Annotated in this window: 25 protein-coding genes; 16 read left to right on the top strand and 9 right to left on the bottom strand. The window is 74.2% G+C overall.

The window, feature by feature from the left end:
- Window positions 1–46 precede the first annotated feature (46 nt).
- Window positions 47–1,030, bottom strand: a complete 984-nt coding sequence (locus FHU28_RS14490) for an aldo/keto reductase (protein WP_184684474.1) — start codon at window positions 1,028–1,030, stop codon at window positions 47–49.
- An 84-nt stretch (window positions 1,031–1,114) separates the two neighbouring features.
- Here FHU28_RS14490 and FHU28_RS14495 point away from each other — a divergent pair, with 84 nt between their 5' ends.
- Complete coding sequence (locus tag FHU28_RS14495; protein WP_184684476.1) at window positions 1,115–1,906, top strand: trans-aconitate 2-methyltransferase; 792 nt, start codon at window positions 1,115–1,117, stop codon at window positions 1,904–1,906.
- Window positions 1,903–2,928 (top strand): adenosine deaminase, encoded by a 1,026-nt coding sequence (locus tag FHU28_RS14500; protein WP_184684479.1) that lies wholly within the window; start codon window positions 1,903–1,905, stop codon window positions 2,926–2,928. The genes FHU28_RS14495 and FHU28_RS14500 overlap by 4 nt, the downstream gene beginning before the upstream one ends.
- On the opposite strand, the gene FHU28_RS14505 is transcribed toward FHU28_RS14500, so the two are convergent.
- The 3 genes from FHU28_RS14505 to FHU28_RS14515 all read right to left on the bottom strand — a co-directional run bounded on the left by FHU28_RS14505 (window position 2,885) and on the right by FHU28_RS14515 (window position 5,496).
- Window positions 2,885–3,160 carry a hypothetical protein gene (locus FHU28_RS14505; RefSeq protein ID WP_073827612.1) on the bottom strand — a complete coding sequence of 92 codons (276 nt, stop codon included), beginning with the start codon at window positions 3,158–3,160 and terminating at the stop codon, window positions 2,885–2,887. The genes FHU28_RS14500 and FHU28_RS14505 overlap by 44 nt on opposite strands.
- Window positions 3,161–3,385: 225 nt before the next feature.
- Window positions 3,386–4,777 (bottom strand): HAMP domain-containing sensor histidine kinase, encoded by a 1,392-nt coding sequence (locus tag FHU28_RS14510; RefSeq protein ID WP_184684482.1) that lies wholly within the window; start codon window positions 4,775–4,777, stop codon window positions 3,386–3,388.
- Between the two features lie 29 nt (window positions 4,778–4,806).
- Window positions 4,807–5,496: a response regulator transcription factor gene (locus FHU28_RS14515; RefSeq protein WP_064448739.1), complete on the bottom strand. Its 690-nt coding sequence runs from the start codon at window positions 5,494–5,496 to the stop codon at window positions 4,807–4,809.
- A gap of 73 nt (window positions 5,497–5,569) precedes the next feature.
- Here FHU28_RS14515 and FHU28_RS14520 point away from each other — a divergent pair, with 73 nt between their 5' ends.
- Window positions 5,570–6,499, top strand: coding sequence for an ADP-ribosylglycohydrolase family protein (locus FHU28_RS14520; RefSeq protein ID WP_184684484.1), 930 nt, complete (start codon window positions 5,570–5,572; stop codon window positions 6,497–6,499).
- A gap of 191 nt (window positions 6,500–6,690) precedes the next feature.
- Here FHU28_RS14520 and FHU28_RS14525 read toward each other — a convergent pair whose 3' ends face one another.
- Window positions 6,691–7,746: a YcnI family protein gene (locus FHU28_RS14525; RefSeq protein ID WP_260412975.1), complete on the bottom strand. Its 1,056-nt coding sequence runs from the start codon at window positions 7,744–7,746 to the stop codon at window positions 6,691–6,693.
- Window positions 7,747–7,949: 203 nt separating this feature from the next.
- Between FHU28_RS14525 and thrS the strand changes: the two genes are divergently transcribed.
- From thrS to FHU28_RS14545, 4 genes are all read left to right on the top strand, one after another.
- Entirely contained in the window at window positions 7,950–9,968 is a 2,019-nt protein-coding gene (thrS, locus tag FHU28_RS14530) for a threonine--tRNA ligase (RefSeq protein ID WP_184684486.1), read from the top strand.
- A 66-nt stretch (window positions 9,969–10,034) separates the two neighbouring features.
- Window positions 10,035–10,595: an HIT family protein gene (locus FHU28_RS14535; RefSeq protein WP_376700770.1), complete on the top strand. Its 561-nt coding sequence runs from the start codon at window positions 10,035–10,037 to the stop codon at window positions 10,593–10,595.
- Window positions 10,596–10,627: 32 nt separating this feature from the next.
- Window positions 10,628–11,251 (top strand): CG0192-related protein, encoded by a 624-nt coding sequence (locus tag FHU28_RS14540; protein ID WP_184684489.1) that lies wholly within the window; start codon window positions 10,628–10,630, stop codon window positions 11,249–11,251.
- A 181-nt stretch (window positions 11,252–11,432) separates the two neighbouring features.
- Window positions 11,433–12,434: an aldo/keto reductase gene (locus FHU28_RS14545; protein ID WP_184689528.1), complete on the top strand. Its 1,002-nt coding sequence runs from the start codon at window positions 11,433–11,435 to the stop codon at window positions 12,432–12,434.
- A gap of 150 nt (window positions 12,435–12,584) precedes the next feature.
- Here FHU28_RS14545 and FHU28_RS14550 read toward each other — a convergent pair whose 3' ends face one another.
- A complete protein-coding gene (locus tag FHU28_RS14550; protein WP_184684491.1) occupies window positions 12,585–14,741 on the bottom strand; it encodes an elongation factor G-like protein EF-G2 in 2,157 nt (718 codons plus the stop codon).
- Window positions 14,742–14,994: 253 nt separating this feature from the next.
- On the opposite strand from FHU28_RS14550, the gene pgsA reads away from it, so the two are divergent.
- The 6 genes from pgsA (at window position 14,995) to pdxT (ending at window position 20,020) form a co-directional block, all read left to right on the top strand.
- Window positions 14,995–15,615 carry a phosphatidylinositol phosphate synthase gene (gene pgsA / locus FHU28_RS14555; RefSeq protein WP_184684493.1) on the top strand — a complete coding sequence of 207 codons (621 nt, stop codon included), beginning with the start codon at window positions 14,995–14,997 and terminating at the stop codon, window positions 15,613–15,615.
- Window positions 15,612–16,544 (top strand): phosphatidylinositol mannoside acyltransferase, encoded by a 933-nt coding sequence (locus tag FHU28_RS14560; RefSeq protein ID WP_184684496.1) that lies wholly within the window; start codon window positions 15,612–15,614, stop codon window positions 16,542–16,544. The genes pgsA and FHU28_RS14560 overlap by 4 nt, the downstream gene beginning before the upstream one ends.
- A gap of 12 nt (window positions 16,545–16,556) precedes the next feature.
- A complete protein-coding gene (locus FHU28_RS14565; protein ID WP_184684498.1) occupies window positions 16,557–17,717 on the top strand; it encodes a glycosyltransferase family 4 protein in 1,161 nt (386 codons plus the stop codon).
- 83 nt (window positions 17,718–17,800) lie between these two features.
- Window positions 17,801–18,304 carry a hypothetical protein gene (locus tag FHU28_RS14570; RefSeq protein ID WP_184684500.1) on the top strand — a complete coding sequence of 168 codons (504 nt, stop codon included), beginning with the start codon at window positions 17,801–17,803 and terminating at the stop codon, window positions 18,302–18,304.
- A 125-nt stretch (window positions 18,305–18,429) separates the two neighbouring features.
- Window positions 18,430–19,341: a pyridoxal 5'-phosphate synthase lyase subunit PdxS gene (pdxS, locus tag FHU28_RS14575; protein WP_184684502.1), complete on the top strand. Its 912-nt coding sequence runs from the start codon at window positions 18,430–18,432 to the stop codon at window positions 19,339–19,341.
- A gap of 73 nt (window positions 19,342–19,414) precedes the next feature.
- Complete coding sequence (pdxT, locus tag FHU28_RS14580) at window positions 19,415–20,020, top strand: pyridoxal 5'-phosphate synthase glutaminase subunit PdxT (protein WP_184684504.1); 606 nt, start codon at window positions 19,415–19,417, stop codon at window positions 20,018–20,020.
- A gap of 21 nt (window positions 20,021–20,041) precedes the next feature.
- Here the strand turns inward: pdxT and FHU28_RS14585 are convergent, their stop codons facing one another.
- Window positions 20,042–20,896: a helix-turn-helix transcriptional regulator gene (locus tag FHU28_RS14585; protein ID WP_184684506.1), complete on the bottom strand. Its 855-nt coding sequence runs from the start codon at window positions 20,894–20,896 to the stop codon at window positions 20,042–20,044.
- A 102-nt stretch (window positions 20,897–20,998) separates the two neighbouring features.
- Here FHU28_RS14585 and FHU28_RS14590 point away from each other — a divergent pair, with 102 nt between their 5' ends.
- The 3 genes from FHU28_RS14590 (at window position 20,999) to FHU28_RS14600 (ending at window position 22,964) form a co-directional block, all read left to right on the top strand.
- On the top strand, window positions 20,999–21,685 hold the full coding sequence (locus tag FHU28_RS14590) for an NADPH-dependent FMN reductase (RefSeq protein ID WP_184684508.1): 687 nt from the start codon (window positions 20,999–21,001) through the stop codon (window positions 21,683–21,685).
- Complete coding sequence (locus tag FHU28_RS14595) at window positions 21,682–21,984, top strand: hypothetical protein (protein WP_184684509.1); 303 nt, start codon at window positions 21,682–21,684, stop codon at window positions 21,982–21,984. Before FHU28_RS14590 ends, FHU28_RS14595 begins: the two co-directional genes overlap by 4 nt.
- Window positions 21,985–22,214: 230 nt before the next feature.
- Window positions 22,215–22,964: a YebC/PmpR family DNA-binding transcriptional regulator gene (locus FHU28_RS14600; protein WP_116509815.1), complete on the top strand. Its 750-nt coding sequence runs from the start codon at window positions 22,215–22,217 to the stop codon at window positions 22,962–22,964.
- A gap of 62 nt (window positions 22,965–23,026) precedes the next feature.
- On the opposite strand, the gene FHU28_RS14605 is transcribed toward FHU28_RS14600, so the two are convergent.
- On the bottom strand, window positions 23,027–24,088 hold the full coding sequence (locus FHU28_RS14605; RefSeq protein ID WP_184684511.1) for an ABC transporter permease: 1,062 nt from the start codon (window positions 24,086–24,088) through the stop codon (window positions 23,027–23,029).
- Window positions 24,085–24,978 (bottom strand): ABC transporter ATP-binding protein, encoded by an 894-nt coding sequence (locus FHU28_RS14610; RefSeq protein ID WP_184684513.1) that lies wholly within the window; start codon window positions 24,976–24,978, stop codon window positions 24,085–24,087. The genes FHU28_RS14605 and FHU28_RS14610 overlap by 4 nt, the downstream gene beginning before the upstream one ends.
- Window positions 24,979–25,024: the final 46 nt, after the last annotated feature.

A 25,024-nucleotide genomic window follows, 5' to 3' on the forward strand; every position in this document is an offset into this window, starting at 1 on the left:
TGCCCGGCGGCGCGGGCGGCCGGCGACGCCGCGCCGGCCGTCCGGCTCACCACCGGTCGTGCACCTGCGGGCGGATCAGCTCGTCGTAGGCGGCCCGCACCGCGGCCAGCTCCACTTCGGTCAGTGCCGGCTGGCCGGCCGCCTCGGCGTTGCGCCGTGCCTGCTCGGGCGAGCGGGCGCCGGGGATCACCACTGTCACGCCGGGCTGGTCGAGGATCCAGCGCAGCGCGAACTGCGCCATCGTGCGGTCGTCGCCGACGAGCGGCGCGAGCCGGCGCACCGCGGCCAGGCCCAGGTCGTAGTCGACGCCGGAGAACGTCTCGCCGACGTCGAACGACTCGCCGTGCCGGTTGAACGTGCGGTGGTCGTTCGCCGGGAACGTGGTGTTCTCGTCGTAGCGGCCGGAGAGCAGGCCGCTGGCGAGCGGCACCCGGGCGATGATGCCCACCCCGGCGGCAGCGGCGGCGGGCAGCACCTGCTCCAGCGGCTTGTGCCGGACCGCGTTGAGGATGATCTGCACGCTCGCCACGCCGGGCCGGGCGATGGCGGTGAGCGCCTGGTCGCAGGTCTCCACGCTGACGCCGTACCCGGCCACGCGCCCCTCGGCGACCAGCGTGTCCAGCGCGTCGAAGACCCGGTCGTCGGCGAAGACCGCGGTGGGCGGGCAGTGCAGCTGAACCAGGTCGAGCGTGTCGACGCCGAGGTTGGCCCGGGACCGGTCGGTCCAGGCCCGGAAGTTGTCGAGCGTGTACGCCTCCGGCGTCTGCTCCACCCGGCGGCCCATCTTGGTGGCCACCGTGAGCCCGTGCCCGGGGCGGGAGCGCAGGAACCGGCCGATCAGCGCCTCGCTGCGGCCGTCGCCGTACACGTCGGCGGTGTCCAGGAAGGTGACGCCGGCGTCGACGGCGGCGGCCAGCACGGCGAGCGCCGCGTCCTCGCTGACCTCGCCCCAGTCCGCGCCGAGCTGCCACGCGCCGAGTCCGATGATGCCGACGTGCCGGCCGAGCCGGTCGAAGCTGCGCTGTTCCACCCGGCCGAGCCTAGTGAGCCGCTTGCCGTGGCGCGCGGCGGGCCGTACGGTCCAACAAGACGTACGTACGGTTTGGAGGCTGCCATGTGGGATCCACACACCTACCTGCGCTACGGAGACGAGCGCTCCCGGCCCTTCCACGAGCTGCTGGCCCGGGTCGGCGCCGAGCGGCCACGCGCCGTGGTCGACCTCGGCTGCGGCCCCGGCACGCTCACCGCCACGCTCGGCCACCGCTGGCCCGGCAGCCGCGTCACCGGCCTCGACTCCTCCTCGGAGATGATCGCGCGGGCGAACGCCGAGGGCGGCCCGGTCGACTACGCCGTCGCCGACGTCCGCGACTGGCGGCCCGAGCCGGACGTGGACGTGCTGGTCGGCAACGCGGTGCTCCAGTGGGTGCCGGAACACCGCGACCTGCTCCGCCGCTGGGCCGCCGAGCTGCCGGCCGGCGCCTGGCTGGCGTTCCAGGTACCAGGCAACTTCGACGCGCCCTCGCACCGGCTGCTGCGCTCCGTCGCCGCCCAGGACCGGTGGCGGGACGCGCTCGCCGCCAAGCTGCGCGAGGCGCCCGTCGACGAGCCCGTCGGCTACGCCACGCTGCTCGCCGACGCCGGCTGCGCGGCCGACACCTGGGAGACTACGTACGTGCACCTGCTGCCCGCCGCCGGCGCCGACCACCCGGTGCTGGCCTGGATGGAGGGCACCGCGCTGCGCCCGGTCCGCGCCGCGCTGGACTCCGCCGGCTGGGACGACTTCCGCGCCGAGCTGGGGGTACGGCTCGCGCAGGCGTACCCGGTGCGGCAGGGTCTGGTGTACTTCCCGTTCCGCCGGATCTTCATGGTGGCCCGCACCGGCGCCCGCGCAGAGGAGAACTCGTGACCGACCTGCCCACCTTCATCGCCGGACTGCCCAAGGTGGAGCTGCACGTGCACCACGTCGGCTCCGCCTCGCCCCGGATCGTCGCCGAGCTGGCGGCCCGGCACGAGGGGCGCACCCCGGTGCCGGCCGACCCGGAGGCGCTCGCCGACTACTTCGCGTTCCGCGACTTCGCCCACTTCATCGAGGTCTACCTCAGCGTCGTCGACCTGATCCGCGACGCCGACGACGTCTGGCTGCTCACCCACGAGGTCGCCCGGGAACTGGCCCGCCAGCAGGTCCGGTACGCCGAGCTGACGGTCACGCCGTACTCGCACGTCAACCGGGGGATCCCGGCGCCGGCGTTCTGCGAGGCGATCGAGGACGCCCGCAAGCGCGCCGAGGCCGACTTCGGCATCGCGCTGCGCTGGTGCTTCGACATCCCCGGCGAGGCCGGCCTGCCCGCCGCCGAGCAGACGCTGCGGATCGCGCTCGACGAGCGGCCCGACGGGCTGATCAGCTTCGGCCTCGGCGGCCCCGAGATCGGCGTGCCCCGGCCGCAGTTCAAGCCCTGGTTCGACCAGGCCCGCGCGGCCGGGCTGCGCTCGGTGCCGCACGCCGGCGAGACCACCGGCCCGGAGACCGTCTGGGACGCGCTGCGCGAGCTGGGCGCCGAGCGGATCGGCCACGGCATCTCCGCCGCGCAGGACCCCGCGCTGCTCACCTACCTGGCCGAGCGGCGGATCCCGCTGGAGATCTCCCCGACCTCCAACGTGCGGACCCGGGCCGTGCCCAGCCTCGACGCGCACCCGCTGCCCCGGATCGTGGAGGCCGGCGTGCCGGTCAGCATCAACTCCGACGACCCGCCGATGTTCGGCACCACCCTCAACGACGAGTACGCGGTGGCCGCCCGGCTGCTGCGACTCGGCCCGGACGGCGTCGCCGCGCTGGCCCGCGACGCGGTCGCCGCGGCGTTCCTGGCCCCGGCCGAGCAGGCCCGGATCAGCGCCGAGATCGACGCGTACCGGGCGAACGCGGCACGCTGAGCGGCCGTACGGGCGTCGGTCGCCGGGATCCCCGGGGCGGCCGGCGTCGCGCGGTCAGCATCACCCCGGCCAGGGCCAGCGCGGACAGCGCGGCGGCGGGGCCGGACGCGACAGCTGCGGGCCGGACCGGGCCGTGGGCGAGCACCGGGTCCTGCCAGAAGGCGAGCGTGAGGGCGACGCCCAGGCCGATCACGGCGGCCCAGCGGAGTAGACGGCCGACAGTCGGCGTCATGACGGTCACCTCGCCCGGAGCGAAGGGAGAGCGCGCGACGGGAGCGAGGTGTGGGGGGACCGAACTCCCGTCGCGCGCACCGATCCGCCGGCCGAAAGGTGTTACGGGGCGTCCCGGCCGACGGAACTGATGGGTTCTGTCGGTAATCCTGGCAGTTCACGGCGGTTTCCCGGCCGTCGTTAAACCACCTTTAAGGAGAACTTGCGCCGGCCCACAGCCAGGGCGTCAGCGCGGGCGCGGCCAGCGCCGTCCGGCACGCGGCTCGCGCGCGTCCCGGGCCATCCGGCCGACCAGCCCGAACCGGTTCACCGGCCGGGGCGCCGCGTCCGGGTCGGCCAGCAGCATCACCACGCTGGCCCCGCCGAGCCGGGCCCGGTCGATGCTCACCGAACCGTTCGCCTGCAACGCGACCCGCTTGGCGATGTCCAGCCCGAGCCCGGTGGAGCCCTGGTCGCTCTCGCCCCGGCGCAGCGCCCGGTCCGGGTTCGGGATGCCCGGCCCGGCGTCGTCGATCCGGATCGCCACCCAGCCGTCCCGGCGGCTCACCGCCACCTCGAACGCGGTGCCCTGCGGCGTGTACCGGAACACGTTGCCGATCACCGCGTCCAGCGCGGCGGCCAGCTCGGCGCGGGGCACCGGCGCCGGGATGCGCAACTGCGCCCCGACCACCCGGTGCGGCCGGTTCTGGTCCCCGGCCAGCGCCGACCAGAACACCATCCGGTCCCGCACCACCTCGCTGACGTCGCACGACGCCGGAGCCGACTCCTGACTCACCGCCTTGCGGGTCGTCTTGATCAGCTGGTCGACCTCGCCCTCCAGCGTGACGATCGCCTGCCGGATGCGCCGGATGCCACGCCGCCGGTCCAGCTCCGCCTCACTGAACGTGCCGATGCTCGTGTCGTCGGACTCCAGCGCCTCGGCGTCCAGCCGCAGCGCGGTCAGCGGCGTACGCAGCCGGTGCGACAGGTCGGCGACCAGCTCGTGCTCGTCGGCACGCAACGCCACCAGCCGTTCCGTCATCCGGTTGAACGCGTGCCCGGCCTCGGCCAGCTCGCGCGGGCCGGTCGGCTCGACCCGTACCCCCAGCTCGCCGTCGCCGACCGCGAGCGCCGCCTTGACCAGGTCGCCGGTGGCGTCCACGGCCCGGGCCGCCACCCGGTCGACCACCACCACCGCCGCGCCGACCAGCGCCAGCGCCACCGCGAGCAGCAGCAGCCAGCGTCCGCCGCTGCCGTCGTCGAGCACCTCGTCGGGTACGAAGACCTCCACCACGGCGACCCGCTCACCGAGCACCACCGGGTCCAGCCGCAGCACCCCGCCGTCCACCTCGGTCACCACCGAACGTCGCTGCTCGGCGGCGTCGGCGAGCGCTGCCGCGTCGGCCCGGCCGGCGGACTCGTCCGCCCCGATGCCGTGTACGACCGGGCGCAGCGCCGGGTCGTCGCCGGCCGCGGCCGCCACCGCCCGTTCGACAGCCGCCGTGTCGGTGCTCACCGCCAGCGCGCCGGTCACCAGCGCGGAGCGGCGCGCGGCGTCGGCCAGTTCCGCCTCCCGGGACCGGTCGGCGAGGGTGAGCCCGAGCGGAATGAGGAAGGCGAGCGCGACGAGGCTGCACATGCCGGCCGTGAGCGCGGCCAGCGACAGCCTCAGTCCGGCGCCACCAGCCGGAAGCCGACCCCCCGCACGGTGCGCAGGTAGCGCGGCTTCGCCGCGGACTCGCCCATTTTGCGGCGGAGCCAGTACAGGTGCACGTCGATGGTCTGGTCCTCGCCGACCGATGGCTGCCGCCATACCTCCTCCAAGAGTTCCCGCCGGGACACTACCCGGCCGGGACGCGCGGCGAGATACGCCAGCAGGTCGAATTCCTTGCGGGTCAGCGCCAGCGGCTCCCCGTCCAGCACCGCGCTGCGCTCACCCACGTCGACCCGCAGGCCGCCGACCGTGTGCACGGCCGGCGCGACGGTGCGGCTGGCCCGGCCGGCCCGGCGCAGCACAGTGGTGATCCGGGCGTCCAGATGCGCGCCGGTGAACGGCTTGACCATGTAGTCGTCCGCGCCGGCCCGCAGCAGCCGCACCACCGACTGCTCGTCGTCGCGGGCGGTGGCGATGATGATCGGCACGTCGGTGATGCCGCGCAGCATGCGCAGCGCGTCCGAGCCGTCCAGGTCGGGCAGGCCGAGATCGAGCACCACGAGATCGGGCGTCTCCGCGGCGACCCGGCGCAGCGCGTCGAGCGCGGTGCCGACGGCGTGCACCGCGTGCCCCCGGTCGGTGAGCGACCGCAGCATGGCGCCGCGCACGACGTGGTCGTCTTCGACCAGCAGGACGGTTGCCACGTCAGCACCGTACAAGGTGTGGCAAGCCGGTCGCGTTGCGGCGGTCCGGGGAAGCGGGCAAGCTGGGACAGCGATGACGTTCACGCTCTTCCCTGACACCCGCCTCACGCTCGCCCGCGACGCGCTGGCCGGGCTGTCGGTGGGTGACGCCCTCGGCTCCCAGTTCTTCGTCCCCGGCCGGCGCCCGGACGACCTCGCCGCCGGCCGGCTGCCCGCGCCGCCCTGGGAGTGGACCGACGACACCGAGATGGCCTGCTCCGTCGTGGCCGAGCTGGCCGCCGCCGGGCGGATCGACTCCGACCGGCTGGCGTTGGCGTTCGCGCACCGCTGCGAGCCCTACCGGGGGTACGGGCCGGGCGCGGTGACGGTGCTGCGGCTGATCCGTACCGGCACGCCGTGGCCGGTGGCCGCCGCGTCCGCGTTCGACGGGCAGGGCTCCTGCGGCAACGGCGCGGCCATGCGCGTCGCGCCGCTCGGCGCCTGGTACGCCGACTCCACCCGGCGCGCCGCCGAGCAGGCCCGCGCCTCGGCCGAGGTGACCCACGCCCACCCGGAGGGCGTCGCCGGCGCGGTGGCGGTCGCGGTGGCCGCCTCGCTGGCCGCCCGCGCCCGCCTCGACGGCGACCGGCCCGAGCCGGCCCGGCTGCTCACCGCCGTCGCCGGGGCGCTCGACCCGGCCGGTGAGGTGCACCGGGGGGTACGCCGGGCCGCCACGCTGCTCGGTCATCCGGCCGCCGAGGTCGCCGACGCGCTCGGCAACGGCTCGCGGGTCACCGCGCAGGACACCGTCCCGTTCACGCTCTGGGTCGCCGCCACGCTGCTGCACGACTATCCCGCCGCGATCCGCGCCTGCGTGGAGGCGGGCGGCGACGTGGACACCACGGCCGCGATCGTGGGCGGGACCGTGGCCGCGTACACCGGGGTCGGCGGGCCCGGCGGCGTCCCGGAGGACTGGCTGACCGCGCGCGAGCCGCTCCCCGGCTGGGTCACCACCCCGGCCTGACCGCCGCCCCTCGCCGCCGGCCCGGTCGTGCGCCAGTTCGGGGAGGTGGCGGGGTCGAGGGGTGCGTGATGCCGCAACCTCCCCGAGCAGGTGTGGATCACGGTCGGTTCCGACCGGGCACGCGGGCCATCTCGGGGAGGTGGCGGGGTCGACGGGGGTGGGATGCAGCCACCTCGGCGAAGTGGAGTCGATCATGCGTCCCGGCGTGCGCCACCAGCGGGGACGGGTTCGCTGAGCGGGCGCGCGGCGCTTCCCGAATCGGGCGAATCCGGTGCCGGGTCACCGCCCGACGAATGCGGTGCCGGGTCGCCGTGGGGCGAGGTGGGCGCCGGGCCGCTGCGGAGCGAATCCGGTGCCGGGGTGTCGGGGGCGACTTCATGCTCGGGGGAGTCGGAGCGGTTGTCCGCGTTTGGGCGCTCGGTGGCGTCGGGCTCGTCGGGGGAAGGGTTGTCGTCGGGCGGCAGGGTCATGGTGTCGCGTCGGCGGCGGCTGAGCAGCCAGCCGATCGCCGCCCCGCCGGCCAGCCCGGCGAGCAGGCCGCCGCCGAGCAGCAGGTCCGCGCTCGGCCCGTCGTCGGCCGCCGGCGCCGCGCCGTTCGGAGCGCCGTTCTGAACACCGCCCGGAACACCGCCCTGGGCGCCGCCCGCCGCGCCGTGACCGCTGTGCGCGCCGCCGTTCGTACCGGGGTCGCCGTTGTGCGTCATGGTGCCCGGCAGCGGCGGCAGCAGTTCGACAGTCGGTGCCGGGTGCTTGCCGCCGGCCGGGTCCGCCCACCGCACGACAGTGCCGTCGGCGTACGTCTGGACCACTGTGAACGTGAGCCGGTCAGTGGCGGGCATCGGACCCATGCCGAGCGGCAGCAGGGCCGCTCCGCTGCCGGTGCCGGGCACCCGCAGCCAGGTCACGGCGTGGGTCACCTGGTTCAGTTCGGCCGCGTGCATGCCGGGGACCGGCTGGTCCAGCGTGCGGGTGGTGATGGTGGGCGCCCAGTCCGGCACGGACAGCGGGTACACCTCGCCGATCGGGGCGTCCGGGGGCATGGTCAGCTCGATCTTGGTGGTGCGGCTGCCGGGCCGGTCCGCCGGCACCACCACCGACAACTGGATCGCGTCGCCCTGGCGTACCTCGGCGGGTGAGGTCGTGACCGTCACCCCGGCCGCGCTCGCCGCGCCCGGCCAGCTCACCGCTCCGGCGAGCACGGCGGCCAGCAGCGCCGCCGCCCACCGGCCCTGACGGGTCATCCTCATCGTGGCCCCCATCCATCTCGACCGGGGCCGGTACCGGCTCCGGCCCCACCTGGTAGTTCGGGCGGCGGGGCGAAAAGGTTCAACGCCTGCCGAACTCGTTGCCGGCGGGCAGCGGCGTCGGCGACGGCACGCGCCGGGGCGACCGATAGCATCGCAGGGGCCGGTCACCGGCTTATCCGTACCATCGACGACTAGGAGTCACCGTGTCCGCACCCCGTACCCCCGTCGTGGCCGACCCCGTCGTCGTCGCCGCCGGGACGACGGCGGCCGACGCGGTGGCCGCGGCCGGTCTGCCGATGAGCGGGCCGAAGGCGATCGTGGTGGTCCGCGACCCGCAGGGCCAGCTGCGCGACCTGGACTGGCGCCCGGCCGAGGAGGTCGCTGTCGAGCCGGTCGCGCTGGACAGCCCGGACGGGCTGAACGTGCTGCGCCACTCCACCGCGCACGTGCTGGCCCAGGCGGTGCAGGACGTCTTCCCGGAGGCGAAGCTCGGCATAGGCCCGCCGATCGAGAACGGCTTCTACTACGACTTCGGCGTCGACAAGCCGTTCCAGCCGGAGGACCTGACCAAGCTCGAGAAGCGCATGCAGGAGATCGTCAAGTCCGGCCAGCGGTTCCGCCGCCGCCGGTTCGCCGACCTGGACGAGGCGCGGGCCGAGCTGGCCGCCGAGCCGTACAAGCTGGAGCTGATCGACGTCAAGGGGGAGGGGCTGGACTCCTCCGAGGTGATGGAGGTGGGCGGCGGCGAGCTGACCATCTACGACAACCTCGCCGCGAACGAGGACAAGGTCTGCTGGTCCGACCTGTGCCGGGGCCCGCACCTGCCGAGCACCCGGCTGATCGGCGCGTTCAAGCTGATGCGCTCGGCCGCCGCGTACTGGCGCGGGTCGGAGAAGAACCCGCAGCTGCAGCGCGTCTACGGCACCGCGTGGCCGACCCGCGACGAGCTCAAGGCGTACCTGAAGCTCCTGGAGGAGGCCGCCCGCCGCGACCACCGCAAGCTCGGCGCGGACCTCGACCTGTTCAGCTTCCCCGACGAGATCGGCTCCGGCCTGCCGGTCTTCCACCCCAAGGGCGGCGTGCTCAAGCGGGTGATGGAGGACTACGTCCGGGCGCGCCACATCGAGGAGGGCTTCGACTACGTCGGCACGCCGCACATCTCCAAGGAAGGTCTCTTCCACACCTCGGGACACCTGCCCTACTACAAGGACACGATGTTCCCGCCCATGGAGATGGAGGGCAGCGACTACTACCTCAAGGCCATGAACTGCCCGATGCACAACCTGATCTACCGGTCGCGCGGGCGGTCCTACCGGCAGCTGCCGCTGCGGCTGTTCGAGTTCGGGTCGGTCTACCGGTACGAGAAGTCCGGCGTCATCCACGGCCTGACCCGGGTGCGCGGCTTCACCCAGGACGACTCGCACTCCTACTGCACGAAGGAGCAGGCACCGGCCGAGATCAAGCACCTGCTCGGCTTCGTGCTCAGCCTGCTGCGTGACTTCGGCATCGACGACTTCTACCTGGAGCTGTCGACCCGCGACGACTCCCGGCCGGACAAGTTCGTCGGCTCCGACTCCGACTGGGCGACGGCCACCGCCGTGCTGGAGCAGTGCGCGCTGGAGACCGGCCTGGAGCTGGTGCCGGACCCGGGCGGCGCGGCGTTCTACGGCCCGAAGATCTCCGTGCAGGCCAAGGACGCGATCGGCCGGACCTGGCAGATGTCGACCATCCAGTACGACTTCAACCAGCCGAAGGGCTTCGGGCTGGAGTACCAGGCCGCCGACGGCACCCGGCAGCAGCCGGTGATGATCCACTGCGCCAAGTTCGGGTCGATCGAGCGGTTCATCGGCGTGCTCACCGAGCACTACGCGGGCGCGTTCCCGGCCTGGCTGGCACCGGTGCAGGTGGTCGGCATCCCGATCCGCGAGGAGCACGGCGACTACCTGGCCGACTTCACCGCGACGCTGCGCCGGCACGGCATCCGCGCCGACGTCGATCTGGGCGACGACCGGATGCAGAAGAAGATCCGCAACGCGCAGCAGCAGAAGATCCCGTTCATGGTGATCGCCGGGGACGACGACGTGGCCGCCGGCACCGTCTCGTTCCGCTACCGCGACGGCTCGCAGCGCAACGGCGTACCGGTCGACGAAGCGGTCGCGCACGTGCGCGAGGTGGTGGAGTCGCGTACCAACGCCGGCCCCACCGCCACCGCCGCCGAGTAGACGCGCCGCCGCCCCGGCGGCGGCGCGGTTCGGCGCGGGTCCGGGCCGGATCGTAGGATCGCCGGTGTGACAGGGGCGGAGCGGGACACCGGGTACGGCGGCGACAACGGTCTGGCGGACGGGCTGGACCGGCTCTGGACGCCGCACCGGATGACCTACATCTCCGGCGAGGACCGGCCCGAGGGTGGGTACGAGAAGCCGGCCGGCTGCCCGTTCTGCCTGGCGCCCGGGCTGCCCGCCGAGGAGAGCCTGGTGGTGGCCCGCGGTGAGCACGTCTTCGCGGTGCTCAACCTCTACCCGTACAACCCCGGGCACCTGCTCGTCTGCCCCTACCGGCACGTCGCTGACTACACCGAGCTGGACGAGCCGGAGACGGTCGAGCTGGCCGCGTTCACCAAGGCCGCCATGCGGGTCGTCCGGCACGTCTCCAGCGCGCACGGCTTCAACCTCGGCATGAACCAGGGGGGCGTCGCCGGCGCGGGCATCGCCGCGCACCTGCACCAGCACGTGGTGCCGCGCTGGGGCGGCGACGCCAACTTCATGCCGGTGATCGGCCGCACCAAGGTGCTGCCCCAGCTCCTCGCCGACACCCGGGATCTGCTGGCCAAGGCGTGGTCGGCGGCCTGACGGCGGCCCGCCCCGACAGTACGATCTCGCGCATGGCTCTCCTGCACCGCGCGGAACTGCGCCCCTCGAAACTGGAACTGCTCGCCGGCTGGCTGCCCGGGCGGCAGTGGTTCGCCGGCGAGGCGGGCGCGCCGGTCAGCCGCGTCGCGGCGTACCGGTTCGACGACCCGGCCGGTGAGGTGGGCGTCGAGACGCTGCTCGTCCGCGCCGGTGACGGCCCGGTGCTCCAGGTGCCGTTGACCTACCGGGGCGCGCCGCTGGCCGGGGCGGACGAGCACCTGGTGGGCGTCATCGAGCACTCGGTGCTCGGCCGCCGCTGGGCGTACGACGCCTGCGGCGACCCGGTGTACCCGCCGCTGCTGGCCGCCGCCGTGCTCGCCGACGCCGGGCAGGCCGAGGAGTACTTCGAGGTCGACGGGAAGCGGGAGGCGCGTCCGGCGAGCATGACGCTGACCGGCAGCCGTACCGGCCGTCCGGTGCCGACGGGTCCGGTTTCGGCCGACCCGGGTGACGGCGGCGTGACGGTGGTCCGGGTGGGGGACGTCGAGCTGGCGGTGGTCCGGCGGCCCGTACCGGCCGACGTTCCGGCCGCGGGCGGCCTCGCCGGCGCCTGGCCGGGGCAGGACGAGCCGGTACTGCTGGCCTACGCGCGCTGACGGCTCGCCGGGCGGCGGCGTTCACCGCGACCGTCCGCCGCCTGCCGTCACGGGGCGTGACCGTGACCGTACTCAGGAGCCAGGAACCGGCCCGCGGCCGCCCGGAAGATGACAGGATGCGGCGGTGGCAGTCGACAAGCGACAGTTGGGGCGCAGCGGCATCGAGGTGAGCGCCCTCGGCATGGGGTGCTGGGCGATCGGCGGCCCCTGGGCCGAGGGCGCCCGCCCGCTGGGCTGGGGTCAGGTCGACGACGACGAGTCGGTACGTGCCGTCCGCCGCGCGCTCGACTTCGGCGTCACGCTGTTCGACACCGCTGACACGTACGGCGCCGGGCACGGCGAGCGGGTGCTCGGCCGGGCACTCGCCGGCCGGCGCGACGAGGCCGTGATCGCCACGAAGTTCGGCTACACGTTCGACGAGAGCGCCCGGCAGGCAACCGGGGAGAACGCCTCGCCGCACTACCTGCGCCGGGCGGTGACCGACTCACTGCGCCGGCTCGGCACCGACCACATCGACCTCTACCAACTGCACCTCGGCGACCTGCCGCTGCCCCGGGCCGAGGCGCTCATCGGCACGCTCGACGACCTGATGGACGACGGCCTGATCCGGGCGTACGGATGGAGCACCGACCGGGCCGACCGGGCCGCCGCGTTCGCGCAGGTCGCCCGGGGCGCCACCGCCGTACAGCACGCGCTGTCGGTGCTCCGGGACGCCCCCGCCATGCTGGACGCCTGCGACAAGCACGACCTGGCCAGCCTGGCCCGGGGGCCGCTCGGGATGGGACTGCTCACCGGCAAGTACACGCCGGAGTCGACGCTTCCCCGCGACGACGTACGCGGACTCGGGCCGACCTGGCTGGAGTGGTTCCGCAGCGGCCGGCCCGCGCCGGAGTGGCTGCGCCGGGTCGCCGCCGTCCGCGACGCGCTGACCGCCGACGGCCGTACGCTCGCGCAGGGGGCTATCGGGTGGATCTGGGCGCGCAGCGACCGCGCCGTGCCGATCCCCGGGGCCCGTACCGTCGCCCAGGTCGAGGAGAACGCTGCCGCGCTGAGCCGGGGACCGCTCGCGCCTGACCACTTCGCCGAGGTGGAGCGGCAGTTGGCGGCGGTACGCTCAGCCGCCCTCCGGGACGCCGACCGCCCGTACTGGCCGATGCCCCCGGTCCCCGCCGTCCGCCCCTGACCCGAACGACCCCCGCCCCCAGCCCCGCCCTCTCCACGCCGATCTTGCGGTTGTGGCCCTTGAGATGACCGGAATGCGCACCTTGTCAGGGCCGCAAGTGCAAGATCGCGGGAGCGGGAGGTGGGGCGAGGGGCGAGGGCGGGGGTGGGGTCAGTGAGTTGTGGACTCCTTGCGGGCCTGGTCGGCCAGGTGGGCGGGCATGGGCTCGTGGCGGGCGAACTCGCGGCGGAACGTGCCGGTGCCCGCCGTCATCGAGCGCAGCTCCACCGCGTATCGCAGCAACTCTGTCGCGGGCACCTCGGCGCGGACCAGCGTGCGGCCCTCGGCCTCCGGGTCCGGCTCGGTGCCGAGCACCCGGCCGCGCCGTCCGGACAGGTCGCCCATCACCGCGCCGACCGACGAGTCCGGCACCCGCACGGTGATCTCGTCCACCGGCTCCAGCAGCGTGGGCTGGCCCTTCTCGGCGGCGTCGCGCAGCGCCAGCGCGCCGGCGGTCTGGAACGCCGCGTCGGAGGAGTCGACGCTGTGCGCCTTCCCGTCGACGAGCGTCACCCGCAGGTCCACCACCGGGCAGCCGGCGACCAGGCCGCGTTCCATCTGCGCCCGTACACCCTTCTCCACCGACGGGATGTAGTTGTGCGGGACCGCGCCGCCGACCACCCGGTCGACGAACTCGAAGCCGGCGCCCCGGGGCAGCGGCTCCACCTCGATGTCGCAGACCGCGTACTGGCCGTGGCCGCCGGACTGCTTGACGTGCCGCCCGTGCCCGCGCGCGGCGGCGGTGAACGTCTCGCGCAGCGGCACCCGGACCGGCTCGGTGTCCAGCTCGACCCCGCCGCCGCGCAGCCGGTCCAGCACCACGTCGGCGTGCGCCTCGCCCATGCACCAGAGCACCAGCTGGTGGGTCTCCGCGTTGCGTTCCAGCCGCAGCGTCGGGTCACCGGCGACCAGCCGGGACAGGTTGCGGGCCAGCGCGTCCTCGTCGGCCCGGCTGCGCGCCACGATCGCCACCGGCAGCAGCGGCTCGGGCATCTCCCAGGGCGCGATCAGCAGCGGGTCGTCCTTGGCCGAGATGGTGTCGCCGGTCTCCGCGCTGCCCGACTTGGTGATCGCGCACAGGTCGCCCGCGACACAGGCGGCCACCTCGCGCAGCGTCGCGCCCAGCGGGGTGTAGACGTGGCCGACCCGCTCGTCGGCGTCGTGGTCGGGGTGGCCGCGCTCGGCCATGCCGTGACCTGACACGTGGATCACCTGGTCGGGGCGGAGCGTGCCGGAGAAGACCCGGACCAGCGAGACCCGCCCGACGTGCCGGTCGACTGTCGTCTTGACCACCTCGGCGACGAGCGGGCCGTCCGGGTCGCAGGTCAGCGGCGGACGGGGCGAGCCGTCCACCCCGGTGACCGCCGGCAGGTCGTGCTCCAGCGGGGACGGGAACGCCGCGACCAGGCCGTCGAGCAGCGCGTCCAGGCCGACGCCGGTTTCCGCGCAGACCGGCACCACCGGGTAGAAGTGGCCGCGGGCGACAGCCGTCTCCAGGTCGGTGATGAGCACCTCGGGGTCGATCTCCTCACCGCCGAGGTAGCGGTCCATCAGGGTTTCGTCCTCGCTCTCCGCGATGATCCCCTCGATCAGCTCGTCGCGGGACTCCTGGATGGCCGGCAGGTGCTCCGGGTCCGGCTCGCGCACCTCCGGCGGCAGCCCGGCGGAGTAGTCGTACACCCGGCGGGTGATCAGGCCCATCAGGCCGGCCACCGACTCGCCGTCGTCGCCGAGCATGGGCAGGTAGAGCGGGAGCACGTTGTCGCCGAAGACCCGCTGGCACAGCGCCACCGCCTCGTCGAAGTCGGCGCGCGGGTGGTCCAGCCGGGAGACCGCGACCGCGCGCGGCATGTCGACGGCGGCGCACTCCTCCCAGAGGGCGGCGGTGGCGGCGTCCATGCCGTCGACGGCGGAGACCACGAACAGCGCCGCGTCGGCGGCGCGCAGCCCGGCGCGCAACTCGCCGACGAAGTCGCCGTAGCCCGGCGTGTCCAGCAGGTTGACCTTGACGTCGCGGTGCGTCAGCGGCGCGCAGGCCAGGCTCACAGAGCGCTGCTGCCGTACGGCGGCGGGGTCGTGGTCGCAGACCGTGGTGCCCTCGGTGACGGCGCCGGCCCGGCTGATCGTGCCGCTGGCCGCCAGCAGCGCCTCGACGAGAGTCGTCTTGCCGGCGCCGGAGTGCCCGACGAGCACCACGTTGCGAACCCTGCCGGGCTCGGTCACCACCGGCGCGCTGCCGGTGACACCCTTCTCGTTCTTCTGCGCCATCGCGGCGCACCTCCCTCAACCGGTGGTGGTGGCGACCGCCGCGGGCGACGGGGGAGCGGACCCGGGACGGGCGCCGCGGCGATATCTTCCGGTGATCTCATGCTGGCCGGGAACGCGGACCGGTGATCCCGTGATCCGGCTCACCTCCTGGCTCGATCTCACACCCGCGCGGGTGCGGGGCACAAGGGCCGTCGGGCGGGTCGTGCGCCCGGCTGTGTCCCCGGCGGTTGCGGGCCGTTATCGTGGGACCGCCATGGCGAAGATCTTCCAAGTGACGGCCCGCGCGGGCATGACCCGCGTCGTGGAGCCGATCGCCCGTACGCTGCTGCGTGCGGGCGTGTCCCCCAATGCGGTCACCGTGACCGGCACCGTCGGCGTGCTCATCGGCGCGCTCGGCTTCGGCGCGCGCGGCCATCTGGTCGCCGGCGCGCTGATCGTCACGGTCTTCGCTCTCACCGACCTGCTCGACGGCACGATGGCGCGGATGAGCGGCGGGTCCACCCGGTTCGGGGCGTTCCTCGACTCGAGCATGGACCGGGTCGCCGACAGCGCGGTGTTCGGCGCCGTCGCGTACTGGCTGGCCACCCAGCACAACTACTCGGGCGTGGCGGCGGCGCTGATCTGCCTGGCCGCGGGCGGGCTGGTCTCCTACGTCAAGGCCCGCGCCGAGGGCCTCGGGATGACCTGCAACGTGGGCATCGCCGAACGCACGGAGCGCCTGCTCATCGTCGGGGTGGGCGGCATCCTCACCGGCGTCGCCGTACCGCTCGCGCTGGAGATCGCGCTCTGGCTGCTCGCCGCCGTCTCGATCTTCACCGTCGGGCAGCGGATGGCCCACGTGTACCGCCAGGCCCAGCGGGTCGGCGTCGAGTGAACCTCACCGAGGCGGGCTTCGTCGCGGGCTGGCGCCTGATCCGCGCGCTGCCCCGGCCCGTCGCGGCCGCGGCCTTCCGGGCGGGCGCCGACCGCGCCCACCGCAAGGACGGCGGGGGTACGCGCCGGCTGCGCGCCAACCTGCGCCGGGTGGTCGGCCCGGAGCTGCCCGACGCGGAGCTGGACGCGCTGGTGCGCGCCGGGCTGCGCTCGTACGCCCGCTACTGGATGGAGGCGTTCCGGCTGCCCGGCCTGAGCCGGGCGGAGATCCTCGCCGGGTTCCGCCTGGACGGGCAGGAGATGCTCGCCGCCGACGTGGCGGCCGGGCGGGGCGCCGTGGTGGCGCTGCCGCACGCCGGGAACTGGGACGCGGCCGGCGCCTGGGTGGCGGCCACCGGCTGGCCGATGACCACGGTGGCGGAGCGGCTCCCGAAGGGCGTCTACGAGCGGTTCGTGACGTTCCGGGAAGGGCTGGGGATGGAGATCCTGCCCAACACCGGCGGTCCGCGGCCCGCGTTCGACGTGCTGGTGGACCGGCTGCGCGCCGGTTACGTGGTGCCGCTGCTCGCCGACCGGGACCTGTCGGCCCGGGGCGTGGAGGTCGACTTCTTCGGCGCGCGGACCCGGATGCCGGCCGGTCCGGCGCTGCTCGCAATCCGCACCGGCGCGCCGCTCTACGTGGCCTCGATGTGGTACGAGCCGGACGCGGCGTGCGCCTCGATCGAAGGCCCGCTGCCGCTGCCGGACCCGGACAGCGCCCCGCTGGACGCGCGGGTCCGCGTGGTGACCCAGCGGGTTGCCGACTGTCTGGCGGCGGGCATCGCCCGGAATCCGCAAGACTGGCACATGTTGCAGCGGATGTGGCTGGACCAGGGCCGGGACGGTTCGCCCACGCCGGCGCAGCCGCCGGCCACCACCGGGACGGTCTAGGGGGAGGGCGCAGTGCGTATCGGCATCGTGTGCCCGTACTCGTTCGACGTGCCGGGCGGGGTGCAGAACCACGTCATGGACCTGGCCGAGGCGCTGCTCGGGCTCGGCCACGAGGTGAGCGTGCTGGCGCCGGCCGACGAGGACTCGGCGCTGCCGCCGTACGTGGTGTCGGCCGGCCGGGCGGTGCCGCTGCCGTACAACGGGTCGGTGGCCCGGATCGCCTTCGGCCCGGTCTCCACGACCCGGGTCCGTCGCTGGATCACCCGGGGCGACTTCGACGTGCTGCACGTGCACGAGCCGCTCACCCCGAGCCTGTCGATGCTTGCGGTGCTCTGCGCCCGCGGCCCGGTGGTGGCCACCTTCCACACCGCGATGACCCGCTCCCGGGTGCTGTCCGCCGCGCAGGGCGCGCTCCAGATCGTGCTGGAGCGGATCACCGCCCGGATCGCGGTGAGCGCGCTGGCCCGCAAGGTGCAGGTCGAGCACATGGACGGCGGCGCGGTGGAGATCCCGAACGGGGTGGCGGTGGCGAAGTTCGCCGGGGTGCCGCCGCTGCCGGGCTGGCCCGGGGAGTGCGCCCCGGGCACGGGCGGCACGCTCGGCTTCCTCGGCCGGTTCACCGAGCCGCGCAAGGGCTTCCCGATCCTGCGCGACGCGTTCGTGGCGCTGGCGCCGCACCGCCCGGGGCTGCGGCTGCTGGTCGCCGGCCCGGGCGACGCCGACGAGCTGTACGGGCGGTTCCCGGCCGGGCTGCGGGACCGGGTCACGTTCCTCGGCCTGGTCTCCGAGGCGGACAAGGCACGCATGCTGCGCAGCGCGCACCTGTACGTCGCACCGAACACCGGCGGGGAATCATTCGGGATGATCCTCACCGAGGCGCTCGCCGCCGGGACGACAGTGGTCGCGAGCGACCTGGACGCGTTCCGCCGGGTGCTCGACGGCGGGCGGGCCGGGCGGCTGTTCCCGACCGGCGACGCGGCCGCGCTGGGCGCCGTGCTGTCCGAGCTGCTGGACGACGCCGGCCTGCGGGCCGGGCTGACCGCCTGCGGCGACCAGGTGGTGGCGAATTTCGACTGGCCCGTGGTTGCCCGCCGCGTTCTGGAGGTATACGCAGCCGCGATCGAAGCCACCGACGGCCGGGTCATGGACCAGGAGTGGGCGGGACTGGGCTGACCTCGGTGGCCGCTGCGGCCGCTGTGACGAGCGCGTCGACCGGTGCCCCGCGCCGGCCGGGCGGGATGAGGAGCAGCACTACGATGCCGGGCATGTGGTGGGTGGTGGGCGCCGTCGGAGTGCTCGGGCTGGTCTCGGCGTACCTGATCTGGACCTCCGGCCGGGTGCAGCGGCTGCAGGTCCGCGCGGACTCGGCGGCCCGCGCGCTGGAGGCGCACCTGCTGCGCCGCGCGGCCGCCGCCGCGGTCCTGGCCGAGCAGCGGTACGGCGTGGAGCTGTACGCCGCCGCCCGGATCGCGCTCGACGCCGCCCCGGAGGAGCGTGAGGCGGCCGAGAACGACCTGACCCGGCAGTTGCGCGCGGTGCGGCTGGACCCGGACGATCCGCCCTGCGCGGCGGTGATCGCGGCGAGCCGCCGGCTGGCGCTGGCCCGGCAGGTGCACACCGACCTGGTCCGCGACGCCCGCTCGGCGCGGGGGCGTCCGGTGGTGCGGCTGTTCCGGATGGGGCGGGGCCGGGAGTGGCCCCGCTACTTCGACATCGACGACCCGACGCTGGCCTCCCCGGCGGACGTGACCACCGGCTGACCGGCGGTCGTGACGGGGGCCACACGGCAGGCCACCGGGGGTTCGATTGGCGCTCGGAGCGGCGTCGGGACGGTCGTAGCATTCCTGCGCAGTCACCTCCCGAGCACGCCGAGGAGCGATGTCCCGTGTCTGAGTCCGCAGCCCCGACCCCCGCCAACGCCGTAGGCACCGCCCGCGTCAAGCGCGGCATGGCCGAGATGCTCAAGGGTGGTGTGATCATGGACGTGGTCACCGCCGAGCAGGCGAAGATCGCCGAGGACGCCGGCGCGGTGGCCGTGATGGCGCTGGAGCGGGTGCCGGCCGACATCCGCGCGCAGGGCGGCGTGTCCCGGATGAGCGACCCGGACATGATCGACGGCATCATCCAGGCCGTCTCGATCCCGGTGATGGCCAAGGCCCGCATCGGTCACTTCGTCGAGGCGCAGATCCTCCAGGCGCTCGGCGTCGACTACGTCGACGAGTCCGAGGTGCTGACCCCGGCCGACTACGCCAACCACATCGACAAGTGGGCGTTCACCGTCCCGTTCGTGTGCGGGGCGACGAACCTGGGCGAGGCGCTGCGCCGGATCACCGAGGGCGCCGCCATGATCCGCTCGAAGGGCGAGGCGGGCACCGGGGACGTCTCCAACGCCACCACCCACATGCGGAAGATCCGGCAGGAGATCCGCCGGCTCCAGTCGCTGCCCTCCGACGAGCTGTACGTCGCGGCCAAGGAGCTGCAGGCGCCGTACGAGCTGGTCAAGGAGGTCGCGGAGCAGGGCAAGCTGCCGGTCGTGCTGTTCACCGCGGGGGGCATCGCGACCCCTGCCGACGCGGCCATGATGATGCAGCTCGGCGCCGAGGGCGTCTTCGTCGGCTCGGGCATCTTCAAGTCCGGCAACCCGGCGCAGCGGGCCGCCGCGATCGTCAAGGCGACCACGTTCCACGACGACCCGGACGTGCTGGCCAAGGTGTCGCGCGGACTCGGCGAGGCGATGGTCGGCATCAACGTCGAGGAGATCCCCCAGCCGCACCGCCTCGCCGAGCGCGGCTGGTGAGTGCAAGGAGGGGCCCCCTGTTAACGCCTGCGGTAGAGGCGGGGCCCCTTGTCAACGCCCCGGAAGGAGCATCGTGGCCGGTCCGGTGATCGGCGTGCTCGCCCTCCAGGGCGACGTACGCGAGCACGTCGCGGCGCTGACCGGGGCGGGCGCCGAGGCCCGGCCGGTGCGGCGCCCCGGCGAGCTGGACGCGGTCGACGCGCTGGTGGTGCCCGGCGGCGAGTCGACCACGATCAGCAAGCTGGTGGACATCTTCGAGATGCGCGAGCCGATCGACAAGCGGATCGCCGCCGGCATGCCGGTCTACGGCTCCTGCGCCGGCCTGATCATGCTGGCCGCGCAGGTGCTGGACGGCCGCCCCGACCAGCGCGGCTTCGCCGGCGTCGACATGACGGTGCGGCGCAACGCGTTCGGCCGTCAGGTCGACTCGTTCGAGGCGCCGGTGACGCTCACCGGCGTCGACGGCGGCCCGTTCCACGCCGTGTTCATCCGCGCGCCCTGGGTCGAGCGGGTCGGCCCGGACGTCGAGGTGCTCGGCCGGGTGACCGACGGCCCGGCCGCGGACCGGATCGTCGCGGTACGGCAGGGCAACCTGCTGGCCACCTCGTTCCACCCGGAACTGACCGGCGACCTGCGGCTGCACCGCCACTTCGTGGAGCTGGTCCGGGCCGCGTCCTGATCGGACGACCCACCCGGGCCGTCAGCCCGCGACGGCGCGCAGCTGACCGGGTCGCCGGCCGAGCAGCCCGTCCAGGGCGGACGCGGAGGCGGCGTCGGCGGGCAGGTGGACGACGATGCGCTGGTGCGCGGCGTCGGCCAGCTCCAGCGTCTCGTAGGCCAGCCGCAACGGACCGGCCTGCGGGTGCCGCAGCCCACGCACGCCGGTACGTGGCGCGGCCACCGGACGCCGCCGCCACCTGTCGGTGAACGGCGCGCCCACGGTGCGGGCCAGCCGCTGGGCGAACGCGTCCGCGACCGGGTCGCCCCGCCGCAGCCGGTGCAGCTCGGCGACCTGCTGGTCGGCCAGCTCCGCCCACTGCGGGAAGTGGTCGCGGGCACGCTCGTCGGCGAAGGTGAACCAGAGCAGGTTCGGCGGGCTGCCGTCGAGCAGACCGAGTGGCCGGCCCAGCCGCTCGAACGCGTCGTTCCAGGCCAGCACGTCGCTGAGCTGGTTGACGACGTACGCCGGGGTGTCCCGCAGCCCGTCGAGCACGGCCCGGACCGTCGGGCGGACGGCGCGGGCGACGGACGTCCGCTCGTGCGGGCACAGGTGCCGGCTGTGGCCGACTGTCGCGAGCTGGTGCAGGTGGTCCCGGTCGGCGTCGTCGAGGAGCAGGGCGTCGGCGAGCGCCGCGAGGATCTCCGGCGAGGGCCGGGTGTCGCGCCCCTGTTCCAGCCGGGTCAGGTACTCGACGCTGACCTGGGCCAGCGTCGCCAGCTCCGCCCGGCGCAGACCGGGCGTGCGGCGGCGCGGACCCGACGGGAGCCCCACGTCGGCCGGGCGCAGCGCCTCCCGGCGGCTGCGCAGGAACGCCCCCAGCTCGCCGTCCATCATCGGCCCAGTCTCGCACCGGCGGCGGGCCGCCGGGTGGCCCCGGCAGGGCCAGCCTCGCGCCGGTCTCCCGGTCCGGCGGCGACCGGACGGACGATTCCCGGCATGAGGACGACACAGAGGACAGGACCGTTCCGGATCGGTCTGATCGTGGGAAGCACCCGCCCCGGCCGTCGTGGCGCCGCCGTCGCCGGTTGGGCCGCGCAGGTGTGTTCCCGGCACCCGGCGGTGCGCGCCGGATCGGCCGAGATCGAGGTGATCGATCTGGCGGAGCAGGCGTTGCCGCTGCTCGACGAGCCGGTGCCGGCGATGTTCGGCGACTACCGGCAGCCGCACACCCGGCGGTGGAGCGCGGTCGTGGCCGCCTGCGACGCGTTCGTCTTCGTCACCCCGGAGTACAACCATTCGGTCCCCGCCGCGCTGAAGAACGCCGTCGACTACCTGTACGCGGAGTGGAACGACAAGGTGGCCGGGCTGCTCGGCTACGGCGTGCAGGGCGGCGTCCGGGCCACCGACCACCTGCGGCTCGTCCTGACCGAGGTGCGCGTGGCGGTCGTGCCCACGCAGGTCTCCGTCCCGATCTTCACCGATTTCGACTTCTCCGGGTCGGACCCCGGCGACCCCACCGCGCCCGGCGTCCTGACGCCCGGCGAGGAGCGGGAGGCGTCGTTGTCGGCCATGCTGACCGAGGTCCTGACCTGGTCCGCGGCCCTGCCCGCGCCGTGGCGGTCGGCGGACCGGGGGCCGGCGGGCCGCCCGGCCGCCGAGGGCAGCCCGGAGCTGGTGGCGTGAGCGTGGAGATGATCCTGATCCGCTACCGGGTCCGCCCGGAGCGCCTGACCGAGCACCTGCGCCTGCTGCGCGCCGTCCACGACGAACTGGCCCGGCTGCGCCCGCCCGGTTTCCGGTACGTCTCCTACCGGCTCGACGACGAACGCAGCTTCGTCGAGGTGGCCACGGCGCCGGAGCTGCCCGGGCCGCTGCCCGGGCTGGAGTCGTTCCGGCGTTACCGGGCGGGTCTGGAGGAGCGCTGTGAGGAACGCGAGACGTTCGAGCCGACGGTGGCGCTGTCGTACGGCTTCGGAGAATGAGTGACCGGTCCGTCCCTGGTTGCGCCGGTTCGGGCGGCCTGGGGCGGGCCGCTGCCGTGCGGCGCGTGACAGTCGCCCGCCCGCCGCCGGTAGGATTGCCGAGATTCGGCAGGGCCATCAGCCCGCCGCGGCTCCCAGCGAAGATCACAGCACCTCGACGTGCGCCGGCGGGGGAGCGGGGCGTGTGCGGTGCGGTCGATGCAGACGGCGGGTAGCAACGGAGGTAACAGATGTCCGGCCACTCAAAGTGGGCGACGACCAAGCACAAGAAGGCGGTCATCGACGCCAAGCGCGGCAAGATGTTCGCCAAGCTGATCAAGAACGTCGAGGTGGCCGCACGTACCGGCGGCGGCGACCCGGCCGGCAACCCGACTCTCTACGACGCCATCCAGAAGGCGAAGAAGAACTCGGTCCCGAACGACAACATCGACCGCGCGGTCAAGCGCGGCTCCGGCCTGGAGGCCGGCGGCGCCGACTGGCAGACGATCATGTACGAGGGTTACGGCCCGAACGGCGTGGCGATGCTGATCGAGTGCCTCACCGACAACCGCAACCGTGCCGCCACCGAGGTGCGTACCGCGCTGACCCGCAACGGCGGCTCGCTGGCCGACGCGGGCTCGGTGTCGTACATGTTCTCCCGCAAGGGCGTGGTGATCGTCCCCAAGGGCGGCACGACCGAGGACGACGTGATGATGGCAGTGCTCGACGCGGGCGCCGAGGAGGTCAACGACCTCGGTGAGGCGTACGAGGTGGTCTCCGAGCCGGGTGACCTGATCGCGGTCCGCACCGCGCTCCAGGACGCCGGCATCGAGTACGAGTCGGCCGAGTCCTCCCTCATCCCCAGCGTGAACGTGCCGCTGGACGAGGAGGGCGCCCGCAAGATCTTCAAGCTGATCGACGTGCTGGAGGACTGCGACGACGTGCAGAACGTCTTCGCCAACTTCGACGTCTCCGACGAGGTGATGGCCGCTGTCGGCTGACCCCGGCCCGACGTGCGCCGGCCCCCCGCTGCGGGGTGGCCGGCGCTCGGTGTTGCGGGCGGTCAGCCGATCGGCTCGCGCTGCCGCCACGCCGCCCGCACCGAGGTCCGCCCGTTGGTGCGCAGCAGCGAGCCCTCGTAGACCCGGGCCCCGGCGAGCAGGAACCCGGCCGCCGCGAGCAGCAGCAGCGCCAGCGACACGAACGGCTCCCACGTCGCCGCGTCGCCGGTGAACAGCCGTACCGGCATCGCGGTCGGCGAGGAGATCGGCAGGTACGACAGGACCCGCATCGCTGTGGCGTTGTCGTTGAGGAACACCACTGCGAAGAACGGCGCCATCACCGCGAGCTGCACCGGCGTGGACGCGCCCGCGATGTCCTCCTGCCGGTTCACCAGCGCCCCGGCGGCCGCCCACATCGCCGCCAGCAGCAGGAAGCCGCACAGGAAGAACGGCACGAACCAGCCGATCGCGGGCGCGATCAGGCTCAGCAGGTCACCGCCGCCGGTCAGGCGCATCCCGATCAGCGCGGCGGCCCCGATCAGGGTGATCTGCGCCAGCGCCAGCGCGCCCGCGGCGAGGATCTTGCCGGCCAGCAGCGCCCGGGCCGGCACAGCGGCCACCAGGATCTCCACGATCCGGGTCTGCTTCTCCTCGGTGACGCTCTGCGCGATCTGCAACCCGAACGTCTGGGACATGAAGAAGAAGACGAACGCGAAGGCGAACGGCACCAGGTACGCGACGAGCGGGTCCACCGCGTCCGGATCCAGCAGCCGTACCTGCGGCGCCGCGCTGAGCGCGGAGACCACGTCGTCCGGGGCCCGCTCGTCGGCGACCACGACCGGACCGGCGACCACCGCGGCGTCCGCGTCGCCGTCGCGTACCGCCTGCTCGGCGGCGCCGTCGTCGGCGACCACGAGGACGTCCAGCCCGGCCGCGCGCAGCGGCTCGGCGCCGGCCGCGGTCACCGCCACTGTGGACGGACCGCTGCTCAGCATCGCCGGCACCACCGTGGCGACGACGGCGAGCAGCAGGAAGATCAGCGTGCTGTAGAGGAACGTCTTGTCGCGAACCTTGACCTTGATCTCGCGGGCCGCGACCAGCCGGGCGGCCTGGAACGTGTTCACTGGTTGACCTCTCGGAAGATCTCGGCGAGGGACGGGGTGACCGGGCCGAACGCGCGTACCGGGCCGCGGTCCAGCGCCGCGCGCAGCACCGCCTGGTCGTCGGCGGGCGGGTCCACCTCGAACACGGCGCGGGCGCCGTCGAGGTCGACCAGCCGCACGCCGGGCTGGTCCCGCAGCCAGCCGGCGTCGCCGTCGACCACGAGCGAGAACCGGGGCAGGGTGTACGCGGCGCGCAGCTCCTCGCGAGCGCCGGCAGCCCGGATCGTCCCGCCGGCGATGAGCACCAGGTCGTCGCAGAGCCGCTCCACCACGTCGAGCTGGTGGCTGGAGAACAGCACCGGCGCTCCGGCGGCGGCGCGTTCCCGCAGCACCGCCACCACCATGTCGACGGCGAGCGGGTCGAGCCCGGAGAACGGCTCGTCCAGGATCAGCACCTCCGGGTCGTGCACCAGCGCGGCGGCGATCTGCGCGCGCTGCTGGTTGCCCAGCGACAGCGTCTCCAGCAGGTCGTCGGCCCGCTCACCGAGACCGACCCGCTCCAGCAGCGCGTCGGTGCGGCGGCGGGCCCCGGCGGCGTCCAGCCCGTACAGGCGGCCGAGGTGGACCACCTGCTCGCGGGGCGTCATCTTGGGATAGAGGCCGCGTTCCTCGGGCATGTAGCCGAACCGGCTCCGGTCCTCCCGGGTGAGCCGGTGTCCCCGCCACGTGACCTGCCCGGCGTCCGGGGCGAGGACGCCGAGGATGATCCGCATGGTGGTGGTCTTGCCGGCGCCGTTGCCGCCGACGAATCCGGTCATGCGCCCGGCTGTCACGTCGAAGGAGACGTCTTTGAGCACCTGACGGCCGCCGAAGCTGCGGTCGACGCCGTCGAGGCGGAGCACGCTGGTCATGATCCCGACGCTACGGCCGGCGCCCGCTCCCGTCGTCCCACCGCGG

The organism is Micromonospora echinospora, from assembly GCF_014203425.1.
GTDB lineage: Bacteria > Actinomycetota > Actinomycetes > Mycobacteriales > Micromonosporaceae > Micromonospora > Micromonospora echinospora_A.

Coding starts and splice junctions, on each gene's coding strand:
- FHU28_RS14495 (WP_184684476.1), top strand. CDS start 1,115: ATGTGGGATCCACACACCTACCTGCGCTACGGAGACGAGCGCTCCCGG.
- FHU28_RS14505 (WP_073827612.1), bottom strand. CDS start 3,160: ATGACGCCGACTGTCGGCCGTCTACTCCGCTGGGCCGCCGTGATCGGC.
- FHU28_RS14510 (WP_184684482.1), bottom strand. CDS start 4,777: ATGTGCAGCCTCGTCGCGCTCGCCTTCCTCATTCCGCTCGGGCTCACC.
- FHU28_RS14520 (WP_184684484.1), top strand. CDS start 5,570: ATGACGTTCACGCTCTTCCCTGACACCCGCCTCACGCTCGCCCGCGAC.
- FHU28_RS14525 (WP_260412975.1), bottom strand. CDS start 7,746: ATGAGGATGACCCGTCAGGGCCGGTGGGCGGCGGCGCTGCTGGCCGCC.
- FHU28_RS14540 (WP_184684489.1), top strand. CDS start 10,628: ATGGCTCTCCTGCACCGCGCGGAACTGCGCCCCTCGAAACTGGAACTG.
- FHU28_RS14545 (WP_184689528.1), top strand. CDS start 11,433: ATGGGGTGCTGGGCGATCGGCGGCCCCTGGGCCGAGGGCGCCCGCCCG.
- FHU28_RS14550 (WP_184684491.1), bottom strand. CDS start 14,741: ATGGCGCAGAAGAACGAGAAGGGTGTCACCGGCAGCGCGCCGGTGGTG.
- pgsA (WP_184684493.1), top strand. CDS start 14,995: ATGGCGAAGATCTTCCAAGTGACGGCCCGCGCGGGCATGACCCGCGTC.
- FHU28_RS14570 (WP_184684500.1), top strand. CDS start 17,801: ATGCCGGGCATGTGGTGGGTGGTGGGCGCCGTCGGAGTGCTCGGGCTG.
- FHU28_RS14585 (WP_184684506.1), bottom strand. CDS start 20,896: ATGATGGACGGCGAGCTGGGGGCGTTCCTGCGCAGCCGCCGGGAGGCG.
- FHU28_RS14590 (WP_184684508.1), top strand. CDS start 20,999: ATGAGGACGACACAGAGGACAGGACCGTTCCGGATCGGTCTGATCGTG.
- FHU28_RS14600 (WP_116509815.1), top strand. CDS start 22,215: ATGTCCGGCCACTCAAAGTGGGCGACGACCAAGCACAAGAAGGCGGTC.
- FHU28_RS14610 (WP_184684513.1), bottom strand. CDS start 24,978: ATGACCAGCGTGCTCCGCCTCGACGGCGTCGACCGCAGCTTCGGCGGC.